The organism is Burkholderia sp. B21-005 (genome assembly GCF_020843965.1).
In the GTDB taxonomy this organism is placed as follows: domain Bacteria; phylum Pseudomonadota; class Gammaproteobacteria; order Burkholderiales; family Burkholderiaceae; genus Burkholderia; species Burkholderia ambifaria.
On record NZ_CP086301.1, the window covers coordinates 993,933 to 1,012,031 of the forward strand.

Consider the following 18,099-nt stretch of genomic DNA (forward strand, 5'->3'; position numbering starts at 1 on the left):
GCGTTACGCGGCGGCGCGGCGTGCGGCACCGCGCTCGTGCACGAGCCGGCCGGCCGCGTACGTGCGATACACGGCGCGGTCGTCGCCGAGCAGCGCGAACGCGAACAGCAGCTCCTCGAGCGAATCCGCGCGCTTCGTGCGGCGCGCGAGCAGCGGCGTGGCCTGCGGGTCGAGCACGATGAAGTCGGCTTCGGTGCGCGGCGCGAGCGTGCCGACCGTGTCGGCGAGATCGAGCGCCTGCGCGGCGCCGGCCGTGGCGAGCCAGAACATCCGCGTCGCACTCAGGTGGTGGCCCGACAGCCGCGCGACCTTGTGCGCCTCGTTCATCGTCTGCAGCATCGAGAACGACGTACCGCCGCCGACGTCGGTCGCGAGCGTGACCGGCACGCCGTATTCGCCGGCCTTGTCGAAGTCGAACAGTCCGCTGCCGAGAAAGAAGTTCGACGTCGGGCAGTGCGCGACGACGGTGCGCGTCTCGGCCATCCGGCGGCGGTCCTCGTCGTCGAGGTGAATGCAGTGGCCGTACACCGCGCGCGGCCGCAGCAGCCCGTAGCGATCATAGATGTCGAGATAGCTGCGGTGGCCGGGGAACAGCTCCGCGACCCATTTCACTTCATCGACGTTTTCCGCGACGTGGCTCTGCACGAACACGTCCGGATGGCGGCGCGCGAGTTCGCTGCACGCCTCGAGCTGCGCCTCGGTGGACGTCGGCGCGAAGCGCGGCGTGAGCGCGTACAGCTGGCGGCCGTTGCCGTGCCAGCGGTCGATCAGCTCGGCGCTGTCGTCATAGCCCGATTGCGCGGTGTCGCGCAGGAACTCGGGGCAGTTGCGGTCCATCAACACCTTGCCCGCGATCATCCGCAGGTCGCGTGCCTCGCTCGCCGCGAACAGCGCGTCGGCCGACTGCTTGTGCACGGTGCAGTAGACGAGCGCGCTCGTCGTGCCGCAGGCGAGCAGTTCGTCGACGAAGAAGTCGGCGACCTCGCGCGCATGCTCCGGATCGCCGAACCGACGCTCGGTCGGGAACGTGTACTTGTCGAGCCACGGCAGCAGGCCGGGGGCCGGCGACGCGATCATGTCCGTCTGCGGATAGTGGATGTGCGTGTCGATGAAGCCGGGCACGATCAGCTTGTCGCGCAGGTCGTGGACGATCGCGTCGCGCGCGAGCGTCGCGGCGAGCCGCGCATACGGGCCGACCGCGACGACCTTGCCGTCGTCGACGATCAGGAGGCCGTCGGTCTCGTGGTTCGCGGCCTGGCTCGACTGCGCCGGGTCGCCGTTGAAGGTCAGCAGCTGGGAACGGAAAGCGGTTTGCGTCATGACGAATGGTCCTGCATCAAGGTAAGGCGAACAGAAGAAAACGGTCGGTGCCGCGCGGGCGACGGCCTGAAGGGCGCGGCCCGTGCATGCGCGATGCGGCGACGCGAGCAGGCGGGGGCGCCGCGGACTGTGCGCGCGCACGCGAGCGTCGCGGCCGTCATCGCGGGATTGCCGGCGGACAGCGCCGCAATCGCGACGGGCGCGGCGGCGAGCGGCATGACGCGCCGCAACGACAGGCTTCGGTGCACGACGACGCGCAACGCCGTCGCCGCGCGAGCGACGGGCGCGATGCCGGCATGCAGGTGCCGCGCACGCATGCGGCCGGTGCGGCGCAGGGCCGAGCCGGTCGTCGCGAAGCGGATGTCGTCGCGGTGTTTCATCTGTCTAGCGAACCTCGATGCCGGCCGTCACGCGGCCTGCCAGTACGAATCGAGACGCGCGATCAGCGCATCGCGCTCTGCCGCGTCGACGAACGATGCCTCGAAGCCATTGCGGATCACGGCGTGCACTTCGGCGTCCGTCAGCTGCAGCCCGTCGACCGTCGCGAAGTAGTTGTCGTTGACGTAGCCGCCGAAGTAGGCCGGATCGTCGGAGTTGATCGTTACCGCGACGCCGCGATCGAGCAGCGCCTTCAGCGTGTGCTTCGCCATGTCGTCGAACACGCACAGCTTCAGGTTCGACAGCGGGCACACGGTCAGCGCCATGCGCGTGCGCGCGAGGCGTTCGACGAGCGCCGCGTCCTCGATGCTGCGCACGCCGTGGTCGATCCGGTCGACCTTCAGCACGTCGAGCGCTTCGTGGATGTAGGCGGGCGGGCCTTCCTCGCCCGCATGCGCGACGAGCTTCAGCCCGAGCGCACGCGCCTTCTCGAACACGCGCGCGAACTTCGCCGGCGGATGGCCGAGCTCGGACGAGTCGAGGCCGACGCCGATCAGCCGGTGGCGATAGCGTTCGAACAGCGGCCGCGCGGATTCGAACGTCGCGAGCGCGTCATCTTCGGACAGGTGGCGCAGGAAACACAGGATCAGCTTGCTCGACAGCCCGCGTTGCTCGGCATCGGCGAGCGCGCGGTCGATGCCGGCCACCACCGTTTCGATCGGCACGCCGCGTTCGGTGTGCGTCTGCGGGTCGAAGAACAGTTCGGTGTGGACGACGTTGTCGGCGAGCGCGCGTTCGCAGTACGCGGCCGTCATGTCGTAGAAATCCTGTTCGGTCAGCAGCACGCTCGCGCCTGCGTAATAGATGTCGAGGAACGACTGCAGGTCGGTGAACGCGTAAGCGGCGCGCAGCGCGTCGATCGACTCGTACGCGAGCTTCACGCCGTTGCGTTGCGCGAGCGCGAAAATCAGTTCCGGCTCGAGCGAGCCTTCGATATGGATGTGCAGTTCCGCTTTCGGTGCACGGGCAATCTTGTCCTTGAATGTCGGGATCATGGCGTTGTTCTTGGTCGGTCAGAATGTAGGGGAAGCCTGCGCGGGTGCGTTCGCCTCGACGGCCTGCAGCAACTGCGCGGCCACCGAGATCGCGATGACTTCGGGCGCCTTGTCGATGATGCCTTCGACGCCGATCGGGCAGTGCATCCGCGCGACCTGGGCCGGGTCGATGCCGATCGCTGCCAGCCGATGATCGAACTGCACGCGCTTGGTGTGCGAGCCGGTCATCCCGAAGTAGGCGTAGTCGCCGCGCCGCAGGATGCGCTCGGCCAGCACGAAATCGAGTGCATGGTCGTGCGTCATCACGACGAAGTATGCGTGCGGCGGCGCCGTGTCGACGGCGTCGGCCGGGCTGGCAACCGCGTCGATCACGAGATTGCCGACTCCGGCGAGCGCCTCGGCCGGCGGGAACACCGCAGCGGGCCCGTCGATCCAGCACACGTGGCACGGCAGCGTCGCCAGCACTTTCACGAGCGCGGTGCCGATGTGTCCGGCGCCGAACAGCATGACGGGGAACGCATACGGCGCGATCGTTTCGGTCATCAGCGACACGCCGCCGGTTTCCCACAGCAGGCAATCGGCACGCGCGGCGGGCGATTCGGGCTCGCTCAGCAGCGGCGCGCCCGACGAGGGGCCGAATGATACGCTACGCACGGTCGCGGCGCCGGCCGCGACGCGCTTCGCGAGCGACATGATCCAGCCGAGGTCGCCGACATCGAGCCGCTCGAACGCGAGCACGACCGCGCCACCGCAGCACTGGCCGAGGCTCGGGCCGAGCGCGAGCCGTTCGAGCCTGCGCGCGTGGGGCACGTGCGCGCCGTCCTTCAGCAGATGCCGCGCGATTTCGATCGCCTTCCATTCCAGATGACCGCCGCCGATCGTATGGCGGGCCGTGTCGCGCGTGACGAGCATCTTGGTGCCGGCCTCGCGCGGCGCTGAGCCGTCGGTATGCGCGACCGTCACGAGCACGGCCGCTTCGCCGTGCGCGAGCAATTGCTGCAGATCGCCAATCCACGCTTCCATCAGCACGCTCCGTTCTCGACGACGCGGCACGACGCGCGGCGCGCGCTGGCGGCCGTGGCGGTAACGAGGACTGACGGGAGCGACGCAGGCCGGGCGCACGGTCGATGCGGTGCGGCGGCGGTGCGCCGCAGGCGCGCGCGAACGGCGTCGCGGGACGCGCGGACGCCATGAGGGTGACGGATGCGGATGGTTTGCGTTGTCATGAGAAATCCAGTCGACATTGCGGATCGGGCGCGCGTTACGCAGGAGGTGAGACCGCCTGGCCTCGCGCACGTAGATCGCCATCCAGTCGCGAAGATAGCACCGCAAGGCGGCGGGAACATCGCCGGGCGGTGATCCGGGCTATCAGGCAGCGATCATGTCGATCATAGGCCCGCCGCGCGGGATTGGGGCGCCGTTGCGTGCGCATCGGGCCGAAACGCTTGCGTGGCGGGGCATGCGCGCGGAGGTTGCGCGGATGTCGTGCGATGTGCGTTCGCCCGGAAATCCGGGCTGCGGCGGGGTTAGGTGTTTACGCGTGGCCGGCGAGGTGCGGCCGGCAGGGTGCGGCCGCGCGGGACGTCGCCGGCGGCGCCGGACGAACGAGGGGCGGCTACGCGGCCCCGACCGGTCAGCTCGCCAGCTTGCGGCGATGGCGCCAGATGCTCGACGCGACGGCGATCAGGATCACGGCGAAGCCGATCAGCGCCCAGCCGGGCAGCAGGATGCCGAGAATCGGCGGGTAGACCGTCTCGCACAGGCCGGCGACCTTGAACATGCCGGGGAACCACTGGGCGGGCGGCAGGCTGTCGACGATCGGCTGCAGCGTGTCGAAGCCGCAGCTGAAGCCCGGATTCATCTGGATCGACAGGTGTCGCGCGGCGGTGCCGACGCCGCCGGCCGCGGCGATCGCGATCAGCAGCTCGAGCACCCAGATGCCGCGCCAGTTGCGTATCCCGGCAGCCAGGAACGCGAAGATGCCGATCGCCGCGAAGAAGTAGCGCTGGATGATGCACAGCGGGCACGGATCTTCGTTCTTCACATATTGCAGGTACAGCGCGCCGGCCAGCAAGGCGATGCACACCCAGCCGAGCAGCATCAGCAGGCGGCGTTCACGGCGGAGTGCGAGCGTGGAGTCATTCATGTCGGCGGGATTCCTGTCGTTGGTCGGTCCGATAAACAATCGCGCGATTTTAGCGCGAACGATCTGGCACGAAACTGACAGCGCGCGTGCGGCACCCTGCCGCACCCGCTTCGTCCGGTGCATCGTCCACCGTCATTGCGCTTGCGCGGTCATCGGATCGTGTTGAGCACGGCCTCGACCGCCTGGCCGATCGCGAGCAGCGCGTCGTCGCGATGCGGCGCGGCCGCGAGCATCAGGCCGACCGGTGCCGCGTCGCGCGGATGGCAGGGCAGCGACAGCGCGCATGCATCGAGGAAGTTGAAGGCGCTCGGGTTGCGCAGGATCAGCGCATTGGTGCGCGTGAATGCGGCGTCGTCCGCTTCGAGTTCGGCGATGCGCGGCGGCACGACGGGCACCGTCGGGGCGACGAGTGCGTCGAAGCGCGACCAGACCGTGTGTGCCGCTTCGTCCAGCATCGCCTGGCGGGCGGCGAGCAGGTCGAGATAGTCGGCCGCGCTCGCCGGCTCGCCCTTCAGGATGCGCGACAGCACGCGCGGGTCGTATCGGTCGCGGTGCTGCGCGAGCAGCGGGCGATGCCACGCGTACGCCTCGATCGGCGAGAAGCCGAAGCGGTTGATATCCGGCAGCCGGTCGAGCGCGGAAAAGCGTACTTCCGTGACGATCGCGCCGGCGGCCTCGAGATGCTTCAGCGCTGCGTCGAGCGCGGCGGCGACGTCGGCGTCGACGCCGTCCGTCACATAGTTGGTCAGCACGCCGAGCCGCACGCCTTCGAGCGGCCGCGCGGCCGGCACGTGCGGCTCGAGACCCGCGAGCATCCGATCGACGAGCGCGCAGCAGGCAACCGTCAGGCCGATCGGGCCGAACGAGTCGAGCGTCGTCGACAGCGGCACGCCGCCTTGCGTCGGAATCCGGCTCGCGGTCGGCTTGAAGCCCGTAAGCCCGCACAGCGCGGCCGGAATCCGGATCGAGCCGCCGGTGTCGGTGCCGAGCGCGACGGCCGCCATCCCGTCGGCGACGGACGCGGCCGCGCCGGACGACGAGCCGCCGGCAATGCGCGCGTCGCCCGGTACGTCGCGGTGGTACGGCGAGCGCGGCGTGCCGAAGTGCGGATTCAGGCCGAGCCCGGAGAACGCGAACTCGCTCATGTTGGTGCGGCCGACCAGCACCGCGCCCGCACGCTTGAGCCGCGCGACGGCGACCGCATCGGCCTGCGCGGGCGGCGCGCCGTCGAGCACGCGTGAACCGGCGCGCGTCACCTGGCCCGCGACGTCGAACAGGTCCTTCACCGACACGGGGATGCCCGCGAGCGGCGACAGCACGGTGCCGGCGGCACGCAGGCGATCGTGCGCGTCGGCGGCCGCGCGCGCGTTATCGGCGTCGACTTCGGTGAAGACGGCCGCGCCCTGGCCCGACGGATCGGCGATCCGTTCGAGCGCGACGTCGACGAGCGCGCGGCTCGTGGTCCGGCCGGCGGCGAGGTCGGCGGCGAGTCGGGCGAGCGGGGGGAAGGGCGTGAAAGTGGTCATGGGCGGCTCAGGGGCGAAGATGTTGGACAAGGGTGGCGCGAAACGAATCGATATGGCGCTCGACGGCCGCGCGTGCGCCGGCGGCGTCGCGCGCGGACAGCCGCTCGAACAGTTCGCGGTGTTCGCGCTGGACGTCGGACAGGTGGTGCGGTTCGGACAGCGTGACGAACCAGAAGCGCAGCGAGCGTTCGTGCAGCGCGCGCAGGATCTCCGCGAGCACCGTATTGCGTGCCGCCGCGGCGATCGCCTGATGAAACGCGCGGTCGAGTTCCATCATGCCCTCGACGTCGTGCGTGTCGACGCACGACTGCCCGTCGTCGAGCAGTGCGGCGATGCGGGTGAGATCGTCGGGCGTCGCATGGCGGGCGGCGAGTTCGACGCAGTGCGCTTCGTTGATGCGCCGCACGTCGATCACCGCGACGATGTCGTCGAGCGACAGCGGCTGCACCAGCAGCCCCTTGCGCGGCATCACGGACAGCAGCCCTTCGAGCACCAGCCGGTGCACGGCCTGATGGACGGGCGTGCGGCCGATGCCGGTGCGTGCGACGAGGTCGGCTTCGTTGAGCGCGGCGCCGGGCTTCAGGCGCATCGTGATGATGTCGCGCTGGATCAGCGCGTACGCGCGCTCGGCGAGGCTGAGCGCCGAGGCGGCGCGCCGGGCGGGCAGGGCGTCGGGCTGGGCGTTCATGCGGGTGGCGGCGCAGTGGCCGGGCGGAGCACGATCATGGCGCGGGTGATTGGATAAGGTGGCAATCCGTGAATATTATTGTGATATATCACTGGTGTCCAGTTCACCGGGGCGACCTTCGATGCCGCCAGCCGCGGTACGCTGGCCTGTCCGGCGCCGCATGCGACGACTTGCAACAATATCGACAGGATGTTGCAGGTTTACCGCGCGATCGTGCACTGAAGCATAATGAATCCTCGTCAATCCAAATACGCGCGAGCGACGCACCAGACCATCGTCATGAGCGAAACCACGCCTTCCCCGGCCGGTCTGCCCGGCACCCTTTCCGCGTCTCCCCACTCCCACCGTTCCGATCCGGCACAAGCGCCGGAGGTGCTCGCCGCACAGCCCTCCGTCGCGCAGGCTGCCGCGGCCGAGGATGTCGCGGCGGACGGCGCATCGCCCGTCACGACGGCGTCGGAGCCGGGCGCCGCGGGCACGACGCCCGCTGCCGAACCGACTGCCGCGCCGCCAAAAGCCGGTGCCGCGCCGCCCGGTTTTGGCGCGCAGCCCGATTTCGACACGCCGCGCCCGCCGCCCGCGAGCGCGCAGAATGCGCCGCCGGCTTACCTGAAGAACAGCGACACGCCATGGTCGGTGTTCGGCCGCATCGTGGCGGCGCGTGCGCGCCGGCTGTTCGATCGCGCCGGCCAGCGGATCACGCAGCGCACGTTGCGCATCGGCGTGTCGGCGCGGATCTTCCATCCGGAGCCGGGTGCGAAGGGGTTGCGCGGCAAGACGCTGCAGTATCTCGAGGAATCGATCGCGCACTGGGTGATGTCGCGCGACGTGCTCGTGTTCATGATTCCGACCGTCGGTCACCAGGGCATGCTGCACCCGAGCAACATCCGCCTGCGCGACTACGCGAAGCATCTCGACGGCCTGCTGCTGCAAGGCGGCGCCGACGTGTCGCCGCAAACCTACGCGGCATCGGATGCGCGCCCCGAATGGCCGGGCGACCGCGTGCGCGACATGTACGAGCTCGAGCTGTTTCACGAGTTCGTCGAGTCCGGCAAGCCGGTGCTCGGCGTGTGCCGTGGCTGCCAGCTGATCAACGTCGCGTTCGGCGGCTCGCTGTACCAGGACATCGCGACCGACGTGCCGACCGCGCATCCGCACGTGAGCGAGCATTACGACCAGCATCGCCACGCGATCCGCTTCCCCGACTCGTCGACGCTCGCGAGCATGTTTCCCGGGCGCAGCGAAGCGATCGTGAACTCGATCCACCATCAGGCGATCCGCGATCTCGGCCGCGATCTGAACATCGAGGCCGTGTCGGCCGGCGACGGGATCATCGAAGGCATCCGCTACCGGCGCGCACCGTTCGTCGTCGGCGTGCAATGGCACCCCGAGTTTCATCGCGCGGGCGGCTCCGAGCTGCTCGACTGCACACCGTTGCTCGACGCATTCCTGCGCGCGGCACGCGAAACGCGCCTGTAGCCGGCGCTTGTATCGCGTTGCAGGAAGGCCGGCCGCATCCCGTCAATTCGAGATGCGGCCGTTTCGTTTTGAACGATAATCGCGACTCCCGATTCGTTCGCCGGAGTCTGACGTTGGTCTTCCGAAAATTTTCCGTCGCACGCTGCGCAACGTGGATCGTTGCGATGGCCGCCTGCGCGCACGCGGGCGCAGCATGGTCCGCCGATGCGACCGCGCCCGCTGCGGGTACGCGCCCCGCGGTGACGAGCCTGAGCGGCGATGCCACGCCGGCGTCCGCCGCGTCACCCGCATCCGCGACGGATGCCGCCGCGGAAGGCAACGTGGCCGAACTCACGCAGATGCTGCACGACGGGCGGATCGTCGAGATGCGCACCACCTACAACGGCAGCTACGGCGCAAGCCTGATGTTCGATCAGCGCGAGATGACCTATTACGTCGCGCTGTTCCAGGACAAGCATCTGTGGCGCGTGATCAAGTCGCAGGAGAAGAACCGTGCGGAGATGGTGTACGCGAACTTCGTCCAGCAGACGGCGCAGCTCGCGGACGTCGAGATCCGTCGCACCGAACTGCAGGCGCAGAAGACGTTCCTCGAACGCGTGATCGCGCTGCAGGCGAATCGCGCGCAGCAACTGCAGGCCGATCTGAGCGTCGCGCGCAGTCAGCAGGCCGAGGTTGCGCAGCGGCAGCAATCGGCGCAGGAGCAGACGCAGGCGCTGCAGGTCGAGAAGCGGGCCGCGCAGGCGCAACTGCGCGATCTGCAGGAGCAGGTGCGGCAACTCGAGCGGCAAGCCGACACCGGGTTGCCCACGCGCAAGTGACGACAGGTCGGTCCGCTGGATCGACGCACGAACGAAACCCGGCAAAGCTTGCTTCGTCGGGTTTTTTATTGGGTGGCCGTCGGCTGGGGAAGCGTGCGAAGCAGATCGGTTGGGCGGCGCTGCGACAGTTGCGACGCGTGGTCGAAGTAAGTCGGTGCGTGGGCACCTCTGCGACTCGTGTCAGGGCTATCGGTCGATCGGATCAATCCGACTTTGATGTGCCTTTCGAGAGTATCCATAAGATCCGTACGGGCCGGATGCGGCGTCGGCAACCGCGACTGCCGGCCCGCTCCAAGGCAACCGTTGGCTTCGCGTGGCATCATTTGCCGACCATGGCGGCGTGCGCATCGTCGCGCGACGTGCCGCCGGATGGTGGCGATGTCCGTGCGCGCCGGCCGGTGCGACACGCATCGCCGGCTCACACGGCGCGGATGTCGCGCCATCCGAATCGAGAGAACAACATGTCCACAGCAACACACGCCGTCGTGCAGGAATCGAAAGTCCGCACTGTGTTCCGGGTCGTCAGCGGCAACTTTCTGGAAATGTACGACTTCATGGTCTACGGGTATTACGCGTCGGCGATCGCGAAAACCTACTTTCCGAGCGGCAACGCATTCGCGTCGCTGATGCTGTCGCTGTCGGTGTTCGGCGCGGGCTTCCTGATGCGCCCGGTCGGCGCGATCGTGCTCGGCGCGTACATCGACCATCACGGCCGCCGCAAGGGGCTGATCCTGACGCTCGGGCTGATGGCGCTCGGCACGCTGACGGTGGCCGGCGTTCCGAGCTACGCGACGATCGGCGTGCTCGCGCCGGCGCTCGTGCTGCTCGGCCGGTTGCTGCAGGGCTTTTCCGCGGGCGTCGAGCTGGGCGGCGTGTCGGTCTACCTGTCGGAGATCGCGACGAAGGGCCACAAAGGGTTCTATACGTCGTGGCAATCGGGCAGCCAGCAGGTCGCCGTCGTGTTCGCCGCGTTTGTCGGCGTGCTGCTGAACCGCATGCTGCCGGCCGAGGACATGACCGCGTGGGGCTGGCGCATTCCGTTCCTGATCGGCTGCCTGATCGTACCGTTCCTGTTCCTGATCCGTCGTTCGCTGAAGGAAACCGACGAGTTCCTCGCGAAGCGTCACCGTCCGACGATGGGCGAGATCATGCGTTCGATGCTCGAGAACTGGGGCATCGTGATCGCCGGCATGGGGATGGTGATCATGACGACGGTGTCGTTCTACTTGATCACCGCATACACGCCGACGTTCGGCAAGGAAGTGCTGCACCTGTCGTCGCTCGACGCACTCGTCGTGACCGTCTGCGTCGGCCTGTCCAACCTCGTGTGGCTGCCGCTGTCCGGCGCGCTGTCGGATCGCATCGGCCGCCGACCGGTGCTGATCGCGTTCACGGTGCTCACGCTGCTGTCGGCTTATCCGGCCGTGCTGTGGCTCGTGGCCGAACCGTCGTTCCTGCGGCTGCTGGCGGTCGAACTGTGGCTGTCGTTCCTGTACGGCTCTTACAACGGCGCGATGGTCGTCGCGCTGACCGAAGTGATGCCGGCCGATGTGCGCACCGCTGGCTTCTCGCTCGCTTACAGCCTGGCGACGACGATCGGCGGCTTCACGCCCGCGATCTCGACGTTGTTGATCCACCAGACCGGCAACAAGGCCGCACCGGGGCTGTGGCTGACCGTCGCGGCGCTTTGCGGGCTCATCGCGACGCTCGTGCTGTATCGCACGCCCGAGTCGCGCAACCAGTACAAGTCGGCCTGACGCCGCCTGCACCGCGCCACGTCGGGTGAAAAAAGGGAGCGCGCCGCGCTCCCTTTTCTTATCGGCCTTCTGGCATTCAGGCGGCGCGCAGCGCGTCGGCGACCGTCGCCGCCACGTCGAGCCATTGTCCCGGTGCGGACTGGCGGGCGAGCCGGGCGTGCGGATACCACGGACAGTCGTCGCCGGTGAACCAGCGCCAGTCGGGCGCGAACGGCAGCATGATCCACAGCGGTTTGCCGAGCGCGCCCGCCAGATGCGCGACGGCCGTATCGATCGTGACGACGCCGTCGAGCCGTTCGATCAGCGCGGCCGTGTCGGCGAAGTCGTTCAGCCGCCCGTCGAGGTGATGCACGCGCGGATGCGCGTCGACGCGCGCCCGTTCGTCTTCGTCGAGCGCGGGCTGCAGCACGACCCAGTCGATGTCCGGCAGCGCGAGCAGCGGCGCGAGCGCGTCGAACGGCATCGAGCGGTTTTCCTGTGCCTGGCGGCGCCCCGACCACGCGAGGCCGAACTTGCGCTTCGACTGGCCGCCGAGCGAGCCGCGAAAGCGCCGGTGCGCGATGTCCGGCGCATCGAGGTAACGCTTGCCCGCGACGATGTCGGACGGCTGCAGACCGAGCAGGAACGGCAGGCTCATCAGCGTGCACGCGACGTCCGCCGCCGGCGGCTTCGCCGCGCCCTGTGCGACGAGCGTCACGCGCCAGCGCGTCGCCGCCGGCGCGAGCAGCGCGACGAGTTCTGGCTGCACTTCGAGCACGACGCGCGCGCAGCGCGCGCGGGCCAGCGGCACGAAGCGGACGAACTGCAGCGTGTCGCCGAAGCCCTGTTCCGCGCGGATCAGCAGCGTGCGCGACGCAATCGGCTCGCCTTGCCAGCGCGGCAGCGTGCCGAGCGGCGTCGCGCCCGGCGTGTCGTGACGCGTTTCGTACGCGGGCAGCCCGCGTGTGAAGTCGCCCAGCGTCAGCAGCGTGACGGCGCGGTGCAGTTGCGCGAGCTTCAGGTCGGGCGCGACGCGCAGCGCCTGATCGAACGCGCGCAGCGCCATTTCGTGCGCACCGAGTGCGTGATGCGCATTGCCGAGGTTCAGCCATGCGAGACTGAACGACGGATCGAGGCCGACCGCGCGTTCGTAGTAGGGCAGCGCTTCGCGCTGGCGCCCGAGCGCGCACAGCGCGTTCGCGAGCCCGAACAGGGCGAGCGGGAACGGCGGGTGCAGCGCGAGCGCGGCTTCGAACGCCGCCGCGGCTTCGCCGTGACGGCCGAGCGCCTCGAACGTGTTGCCGAGATTGAAGTGAGCGGCGACGAAGCGCGGCTGCGCGGCGATCGCCGCCTGGAAATGCGCGACCGCGTCGTCGGCCCGGCCCATCGCGTTCAGCGCCATCGCGAGATTGTTGTGCGCGCCGGCATGTCCGGGCCGCAGCTCGAGTGCGCGATGGAACGCGGCGAGCGCATCGTCGTGACGGCCGAGCGCATTCAGCGCGTTGCCGAGATTGTTGTGGATCGATGCGTCGTCGGGCGTGAGCCGAAGGGCGCGGCCGAACGCGTCGACGGCATCTTCGTGGCGCTGCAGCGCCGCATACGCGTTGCCGAGGTTGTAGTGCGCGAGCGGAAATTCGGGCGCGAGCGTCAGCGCGTTGCGAAACCGCTCGATCGCTTCGTCGAGCCGCCCGAGCGCCTTCAGCGCGTTGCCGAGATTGAGCTGCAGTGCGGCGTCGCCCGGGCGCAACTCGACCGCACGCCCGACGAGATCGGCTGCCTCGGCATGCTGGCCCTGCTGATGCCGCAGCACGCCGAACAGATGCAGCGCGTCGGCGTCGGCGGGATTGGTGCCGAGCGCGGCACGATAGCCGTGCTCGGCCTCGGCGAGGCGGCCCGCGCGGTGCGCGGCATACGCTCGGTCGAATGCGGAATCCATGACGCGAAAACTGGCGGAAAGCGCGTATTTTCCCACACTGCGCGCGGCCGCCCCAGTTTGGCCGGTCGGCATATGGCCCCGTCACGCGGAGCGGCGTAGACTTGCAGGATCGCGTGTCATCGAGGTGCTCATGGCTGACACACTGCTCGACATCCCGCCCGTGCTGATCGTCGGCGCAGGCCCGACCGGCCTTGCCGCCGCGATGAGTCTCGCGCGTGCCCGCGTGCCGGTGCGCATCATCGACCGGCTCACCACGCCCGCGCCGTATTCGCGTGCGATCGGCATCCAGGCGCGCACGCTCGAAATGCTGGAGCAGCATCGTGCGGTCGAACCGTTTCTCGTGCTGGGGCATCGCGCGCACGCGGCCGCGTTGCATGCGGACGGCCGCGTGATCGCGCGGCTCGATTTCGATCCGCTGCAAACGCGCTATCCGTACCTGCTGTTTCTCGACCAGAGCATCACCGAGCGGCTGCTCGCCGAGCACCTGGCCGGGCTCGGCGTGACGGTCGAACGCGGCGTCACGCTTACGGCGTGCGACGCGGGCGGTACCTCGCTCGACGTGACGATCCGCGACGCCGACGGGCATGAACAATCGTTCGCGCCGTCCTACCTGATTGCCGCCGACGGCGCGCACAGCACGGTGCGCCATCTGCTTGGCCTCGGCTTCGCCGGACAAGCGTTCGAGCAGACCTTCCTGCTCGCCGATTTCTCGGCGATACCCGACTGGCCGGAAGAGGAGATCCACCTGTTCACGACGCCCGACGGCATCGCGGGGTTGTTCCCGATGGGCGGCGGCCGCTACCGGCTCGTCGCCGACCGGCCGCCTGGCGATGCATCTCCCGATGCGCCGCCACCGTCGCTCGCGGAATGCGAGGCGATCGTGCGCGCCCGCGTCGGTGCGTCGATCGCGCCGAGCGACCTCGCGTGGTCGTCGTATTTCCGGCTGCATAGCCGGATGGTCGACCGGCTGCGTCACGGGCGCGTGTTCTTCGCGGGCGACGCCGCGCACGTTCACAGCCCGGCAGGCGCGCAGGGCATGAACACGGGCATGCAGGAAGCGTTCAATCTCGGCTGGAAGCTCGCGCGCGTGCTTGGCGGGGGCACGCCGGAGCGGCTGCTCGACACGTATCACGCGGAGCGCCATCCGATCGAACGTGACGTATTGCGGCAGACCGGCCTCGTCACGCAAATCGTCGAAGCCGATCACGGCGCGATGAAGCTGCTGCGCGATCATGTCGTGCCGCTGCTGGCGACGTTCGGGCCGGTGCGCGACGCGGTGCGGCGCACCGTCAGCGAGCTGGGCGTGCAATACCGGAAGAGCCCGCTCACGCTCGAACGCGTGCTCGACGGCGGGCCGCGCGCAGGCGAGCGTGCGCCGGACGCGCTCGTGCATGTGGTCGACGGGCCGCTCGGGCGGGCACCTGGAACCGCGCGGCTATACGACCTGCACGACCCGGCGAGCTTCACGCTGCTGCTGCTCGAGGAGCCGGCAGGCGCCGACGCGGGCGATGCGAACGACGTGCCGCCGATGCCCGCGGATGCGCGGGCGCTCGCGCAGGGGCTTGAGAGGATCATGCCGGGCGCCGTGCGGACGTGGCGCGTCGCCGATGCCGAAAGCGACGGGGCGGACGGGCTTGCGCAGGCGTACGGCCGCTCGCGGCCGTCGTTCTACCTGCTGCGGCCCGATGGTTACATCGCGGCGCGCGGCCGTACTGCCACCGACGCAAACGCGCTGCTGCGCCACTGCGAAAGCTGGTTCGCGGGCATGTCGCTGCCCGCGTAGCGGGGCGCTCAGGCGGAGGCTGCGGCCGGGATGAGCGACGCGCGGTGCGCGGCGATCGCGGCGAGCACGATCGGCGCCGCGCGTTGTGCGGCTGCGCTCGACGGATCGTCGAGCGCGGCGAGCAACGCACGACGCATCCGCGGCTCCCAGAAGCGCCGGATGTGCTCGGCGATTCCGGTCAGCGCTTCTTCGCGATCGGGCATCGATTCGAAGAAAGCGCCGATCTGGTTGGCCATGTCGATCAGGTGTCCGTTGTCCATCGCGTCCTCACTTGCCCGTCGTCACGGTGGCCGGCGCGGCTGCACGGCGCTCGAGCAGGTCGAGCTGCTCCGAGTTGAAGCGCGCGTAGGCACGCTGCCAGTCGGACGGCTGCGCAACCGGCATCACCTGCACGGCCGTGACCTTGTATTCCGGGCAGTTCGTCGCCCAGTCGGAGCTGTCCGTCGTGATCACGTTCGCGCCCGATTCGGGGAAGTGGAACGTCGTGTACACGACACCCGGCTGCATGCGATCGGACACGAGCGCGCGCAACACCGTCTGGCCCGCCCGCGATTCGATGCCGACCCAGTCGCCGGTCCGGATCCCGCGATCCTCCGCGTCGTGCGGGTGGATCTCGAGGCGGTCCTCTTCGTGCCACTGGACGTTCTCGGTCCGGCGCGTCTGCGCGCCGACGTTGTATTGCGACAGGATGCGGCCCGTGGTCAGGATCAGCGGATAGCGCTGCGTGACCTTTTCCGGCGTCGGAATGAACTGCGTGATCACGAAGCGGCCCTTGCCGCGCACGAACGCGTCGATGTGCATCGTCGGCGTGCCGTCCGGTGCCTGGTCGTTGCACGGCCACTGGATACTGCCGAGCGCGTCGAGCTTCTCGTACGACACGCCCGAGAAGGTCGGCGTGAGCCGTGCGATCTCGTCCATGATTTCCGACGGATGCGTGTAGTGCATGTCGTAGCCGAGCGCCTGCGACAGCAGCAGCGTCACTTCCCAGTCCGCGTAGCCCGCGAGCGGCGGCATCACCTTGCGCACGCGCGAGATGCGGCGCTCCGCGTTCGTGAACGTGCCGTCCTTCTCGAGGAACGTCGAGCCCGGCAGCAGCACGTGCGCGTATTTCGCGGTCTCGTTCAGGAAGATGTCCTGCACGACGACGCATTCCATCGACGACAGCGCGGCGGCGACGTGCTGCGTGTTCGGGTCCGACTGGACGATGTCCTCGCCCTGGCAGTAGAGCCCCTTGAAGCTGCCGTCGAGCGCCGCGTCGAACATGTTCGGGATGCGCAGCCCCGGTTCCGGTTGCAGCGTGGCCGACCAAGCCTGTTCGAACAGCGCGCGCACGCGGTCGTCGCCGATGTGGCGGTAGCCGGGCAGTTCATGCGGGAACGAGCCCATGTCGCACGAGCCCTGCACGTTGTTCTGGCCGCGCAGCGGATTGACGCCGACGCCTTCGCGGCCGATGTTGCCGGTCGCCATCGCGAGGTTCGCGATGCCCATCACCGTCGTCGAGCCTTGCGCGTGTTCGGTCACGCCGAGGCCGTAGTAGATCGCGGCATTGCCGCCGGTCGCATAGAGGCGCGCGGCTTCGCGTACCACCTCGGCCGGCACGCCCGTCACATCCGCGGTCGCTTCCGGCGAGTTCTCGGCACGCGACACGAAGTCGCGCCATTGCTCGAATGCACGCGCTTCGCAGCGCTCGGCGACGAACGCGTCGGCGATGAGCCCTTCGGTGACGATCACGTGCGCGAGCGCGTTGACGATCGCGACGTTGGTGCCGGGGCGCAGCTGCAGGTGGTGCGCGGCCTTCACGTGCGGGCCGTCGACCACGTCGATGCGGCGCGGATCGATCACGATCAGCTTCGCGCCTTCGCGGATGCGGCGCTTCAGGCGCGAGCCGAACACCGGGTGGCCGTCGGTCGGGTTCGCGCCCATCACGACGATCACGTCGGCGTGGTCGACCGACGCGAAGGTCTGCGTGCCGGCCGATTCGCCGAGCGTCGCCTTCAGGCCATAGCCGGTCGGCGAATGGCACACGCGTGCACAGGTGTCGACGTTGTTATTGCTGAAGGCGGCGCGCACGAGCTTCTGCACGAGGTAGGTTTCCTCGTTCGTGCAGCGCGACGACGTGATGCCGCCGATCGAATCGCGGCCGTACTTCTGCTGCAGCTTGCGGAATTGCGTCGCCGCATAGTTGAGCGCCTCTTCCCAGCTGACTTCGCGCCACGGGTCGGTGATCTTCTCGCGGATCATCGGCTTCGTGATGCGGTCCTTGTGTGTCGCGTAGCCCCACGCGAAGCGCCCCTTCACGCACGCGTGGCCTTCGTTCGCGAGGCCGTTCTTGTGCGGCGTCATGCGCACGACCTGCGTGCCCTTCATCTCGGCCTTGAACGAGCAGCCGACGCCGCAGTACGCGCAGGTCGTAACGACCGAGTGCTCGGCCTGGCCGAGCCGGACGACGGATTTTTCCTGCAGCGTGGCGGTCGGGCAGGCGGCGACGCACGCGCCGCACGATACGCATTCCGAGGCCATGAACGATTCGCTTTCGCCGGCGGCGACGCGCGATTCGAAGCCGCGCGCGGCGATCGTCAGCGCGAACGTGCCTTGCGTTTCCTCGCACGCGCGCACGCAGCGGTTGCATACGATGCACTTCGACGGATCGTACGTGAAGTACGGATTCGATTCGTCCTTCTGCTCGCGCAGGTGATTCGCGCCATCGAAGCCGTAGCGCACTTCGCGCAATCCGACGACGCCCGCCATGTCCTGCAGCTCGCAGTCGCCGTTGGCGGGACAGGTGAGGCAGTCGAGCGGGTGGTCGGAGATGTACAGCTCCATCACGTTGCGGCGCAGCGACTGCAGCCGGTCCGACTGCGTGCGCACCTTCATCCCGGCTTCGGCGGGCGTCGTGCACGATGCCGGATAGCCGCGCCGGCCTTCGATTTCGACGAGGCACAGACGGCATGAGCCGAACGGTTCGAGCGAATCGGTCGCGCAGAGCTTGGGCACATTGACGCCGGCTTCGATCGCGGCGCGCATCACCGACGTGCCGGCCGGCACCGTCACCGGCTGGCCGTCGATTTCGAGCGTGACGTCGGTATCGGCATGCCGTTGCGGCGTGCCGTAGTCGGTATCGTCGAACGGATCGAATGCGCGCGCCTGTGCGGCGCTCTTGCACGCGCATTGGCCTGAGCCGCAGCCGCCTTGGCGGACGTTGTTCGTGTCGAGGGACATGCAGGGCTCCTTCTG

At 68.9% G+C, this 18,099-nt stretch carries 14 protein-coding genes; 4 read left to right on the forward strand and 10 right to left on the reverse strand.

Annotation, left to right across the window (positions count from 1 at the left end):
- Nucleotides 1–3 precede the first annotated feature (3 nt).
- From guaD to LMA02_RS04665, 7 genes are all read right to left on the reverse strand, one after another.
- Nucleotides 4–1,320 carry a guanine deaminase gene (gene guaD / locus LMA02_RS04635; RefSeq protein WP_228907098.1) on the reverse strand — a complete coding sequence of 439 codons (1,317 nt, stop codon included), beginning with the start codon at nt 1,318–1,320 and terminating at the stop codon, nt 4–6.
- Nucleotides 1,317–1,700 (reverse strand): hypothetical protein, encoded by a 384-nt coding sequence (locus tag LMA02_RS04640; RefSeq protein WP_228907099.1) that lies wholly within the window; start codon nt 1,698–1,700, stop codon nt 1,317–1,319. The genes guaD and LMA02_RS04640 overlap by 4 nt, the downstream gene beginning before the upstream one ends.
- Before the next feature lie 27 nt (nt 1,701–1,727).
- The gene (locus LMA02_RS04645; protein WP_228907100.1) at nt 1,728–2,753 is read right to left on the reverse strand and encodes an adenosine deaminase; all 1,026 of its coding nucleotides are present in this window, start codon (nt 2,751–2,753) and stop codon (nt 1,728–1,730) included.
- A gap of 18 nt (nt 2,754–2,771) precedes the next feature.
- The gene (gene xdhC, locus LMA02_RS04650) at nt 2,772–3,776 is read right to left on the reverse strand and encodes a xanthine dehydrogenase accessory protein XdhC (protein ID WP_228907101.1); all 1,005 of its coding nucleotides are present in this window, start codon (nt 3,774–3,776) and stop codon (nt 2,772–2,774) included.
- A 610-nt stretch (nt 3,777–4,386) separates the two neighbouring features.
- The gene (locus LMA02_RS04655) at nt 4,387–4,899 is read right to left on the reverse strand and encodes a disulfide bond formation protein B (protein ID WP_228907102.1); all 513 of its coding nucleotides are present in this window, start codon (nt 4,897–4,899) and stop codon (nt 4,387–4,389) included.
- Between the two features lie 149 nt (nt 4,900–5,048).
- Complete coding sequence (locus LMA02_RS04660) at nt 5,049–6,425, reverse strand: amidase (RefSeq protein WP_228907103.1); 1,377 nt, start codon at nt 6,423–6,425, stop codon at nt 5,049–5,051.
- 7 nt (nt 6,426–6,432) lie between these two features.
- A complete protein-coding gene (locus tag LMA02_RS04665; protein WP_228907104.1) occupies nt 6,433–7,113 on the reverse strand; it encodes a GntR family transcriptional regulator in 681 nt (226 codons plus the stop codon).
- Between the two features lie 279 nt (nt 7,114–7,392).
- Between LMA02_RS04665 and LMA02_RS04670 the strand changes: the two genes are divergently transcribed.
- The 3 genes from LMA02_RS04670 to LMA02_RS04680 all read left to right on the forward strand — a co-directional run bounded on the left by LMA02_RS04670 (nt 7,393) and on the right by LMA02_RS04680 (nt 11,167).
- The gene (locus tag LMA02_RS04670; RefSeq protein WP_228907105.1) at nt 7,393–8,592 is read left to right on the forward strand and encodes a gamma-glutamyl-gamma-aminobutyrate hydrolase family protein; all 1,200 of its coding nucleotides are present in this window, start codon (nt 7,393–7,395) and stop codon (nt 8,590–8,592) included.
- 164 nt (nt 8,593–8,756) lie between these two features.
- On the forward strand, nt 8,757–9,410 hold the full coding sequence (locus tag LMA02_RS04675) for a DUF2968 domain-containing protein (protein WP_228907106.1): 654 nt from the start codon (nt 8,757–8,759) through the stop codon (nt 9,408–9,410).
- Nucleotides 9,411–9,871: 461 nt separating this feature from the next.
- Nucleotides 9,872–11,167 (forward strand): MFS transporter, encoded by a 1,296-nt coding sequence (locus tag LMA02_RS04680; RefSeq protein WP_228907107.1) that lies wholly within the window; start codon nt 9,872–9,874, stop codon nt 11,165–11,167.
- 76 nt (nt 11,168–11,243) lie between these two features.
- On the opposite strand, the gene LMA02_RS04685 is transcribed toward LMA02_RS04680, so the two are convergent.
- Nucleotides 11,244–13,082, reverse strand: a complete 1,839-nt coding sequence (locus LMA02_RS04685; RefSeq protein WP_416378657.1) for a tetratricopeptide repeat protein — start codon at nt 13,080–13,082, stop codon at nt 11,244–11,246.
- A gap of 130 nt (nt 13,083–13,212) precedes the next feature.
- On the opposite strand from LMA02_RS04685, the gene LMA02_RS04690 reads away from it, so the two are divergent.
- Nucleotides 13,213–14,865, forward strand: a complete 1,653-nt coding sequence (locus LMA02_RS04690; protein ID WP_228907109.1) for an FAD-dependent monooxygenase — start codon at nt 13,213–13,215, stop codon at nt 14,863–14,865.
- An 8-nt stretch (nt 14,866–14,873) separates the two neighbouring features.
- On the opposite strand, the gene LMA02_RS04695 is transcribed toward LMA02_RS04690, so the two are convergent.
- On the reverse strand, nt 14,874–15,125 hold the full coding sequence (locus tag LMA02_RS04695) for a formate dehydrogenase subunit delta (RefSeq protein WP_228907110.1): 252 nt from the start codon (nt 15,123–15,125) through the stop codon (nt 14,874–14,876).
- Between the two features lie 7 nt (nt 15,126–15,132).
- Entirely contained in the window at nt 15,133–18,084 is a 2,952-nt protein-coding gene (gene fdhF, locus LMA02_RS04700; RefSeq protein WP_267478973.1) for a formate dehydrogenase subunit alpha, read from the reverse strand.
- Between the last annotated feature and the right edge of the window lie 15 nt (nt 18,085–18,099).

Coding starts and splice junctions, on each gene's coding strand:
- LMA02_RS04660 (WP_228907103.1), bottom strand. CDS start 6,425: ATGACCACTTTCACGCCCTTCCCCCCGCTCGCCCGACTCGCCGCCGAC.
- LMA02_RS04690 (WP_228907109.1), top strand. CDS start 13,213: ATGGCTGACACACTGCTCGACATCCCGCCCGTGCTGATCGTCGGCGCA.
- LMA02_RS04645 (WP_228907100.1), bottom strand. CDS start 2,753: ATGATCCCGACATTCAAGGACAAGATTGCCCGTGCACCGAAAGCGGAA.
- LMA02_RS04640 (WP_228907099.1), bottom strand. CDS start 1,700: ATGAAACACCGCGACGACATCCGCTTCGCGACGACCGGCTCGGCCCTG.
- guaD (WP_228907098.1), bottom strand. CDS start 1,320: ATGACGCAAACCGCTTTCCGTTCCCAGCTGCTGACCTTCAACGGCGAC.
- LMA02_RS04665 (WP_228907104.1), bottom strand. CDS start 7,113: ATGAACGCCCAGCCCGACGCCCTGCCCGCCCGGCGCGCCGCCTCGGCG.
- xdhC (WP_228907101.1), bottom strand. CDS start 3,776: ATGGAAGCGTGGATTGGCGATCTGCAGCAATTGCTCGCGCACGGCGAA.
- LMA02_RS04675 (WP_228907106.1), top strand. CDS start 8,757: ATGGCCGCCTGCGCGCACGCGGGCGCAGCATGGTCCGCCGATGCGACC.
- fdhF (WP_267478973.1), bottom strand. CDS start 18,084: ATGTCCCTCGACACGAACAACGTCCGCCAAGGCGGCTGCGGCTCAGGC.
- LMA02_RS04685 (WP_416378657.1), bottom strand. CDS start 13,082: ATGGATTCCGCATTCGACCGAGCGTATGCCGCGCACCGCGCGGGCCGC.
- LMA02_RS04670 (WP_228907105.1), top strand. CDS start 7,393: ATGAGCGAAACCACGCCTTCCCCGGCCGGTCTGCCCGGCACCCTTTCC.
- LMA02_RS04655 (WP_228907102.1), bottom strand. CDS start 4,899: ATGAATGACTCCACGCTCGCACTCCGCCGTGAACGCCGCCTGCTGATG.
- LMA02_RS04680 (WP_228907107.1), top strand. CDS start 9,872: ATGTCCACAGCAACACACGCCGTCGTGCAGGAATCGAAAGTCCGCACT.
- LMA02_RS04695 (WP_228907110.1), bottom strand. CDS start 15,125: ATGGACAACGGACACCTGATCGACATGGCCAACCAGATCGGCGCTTTC.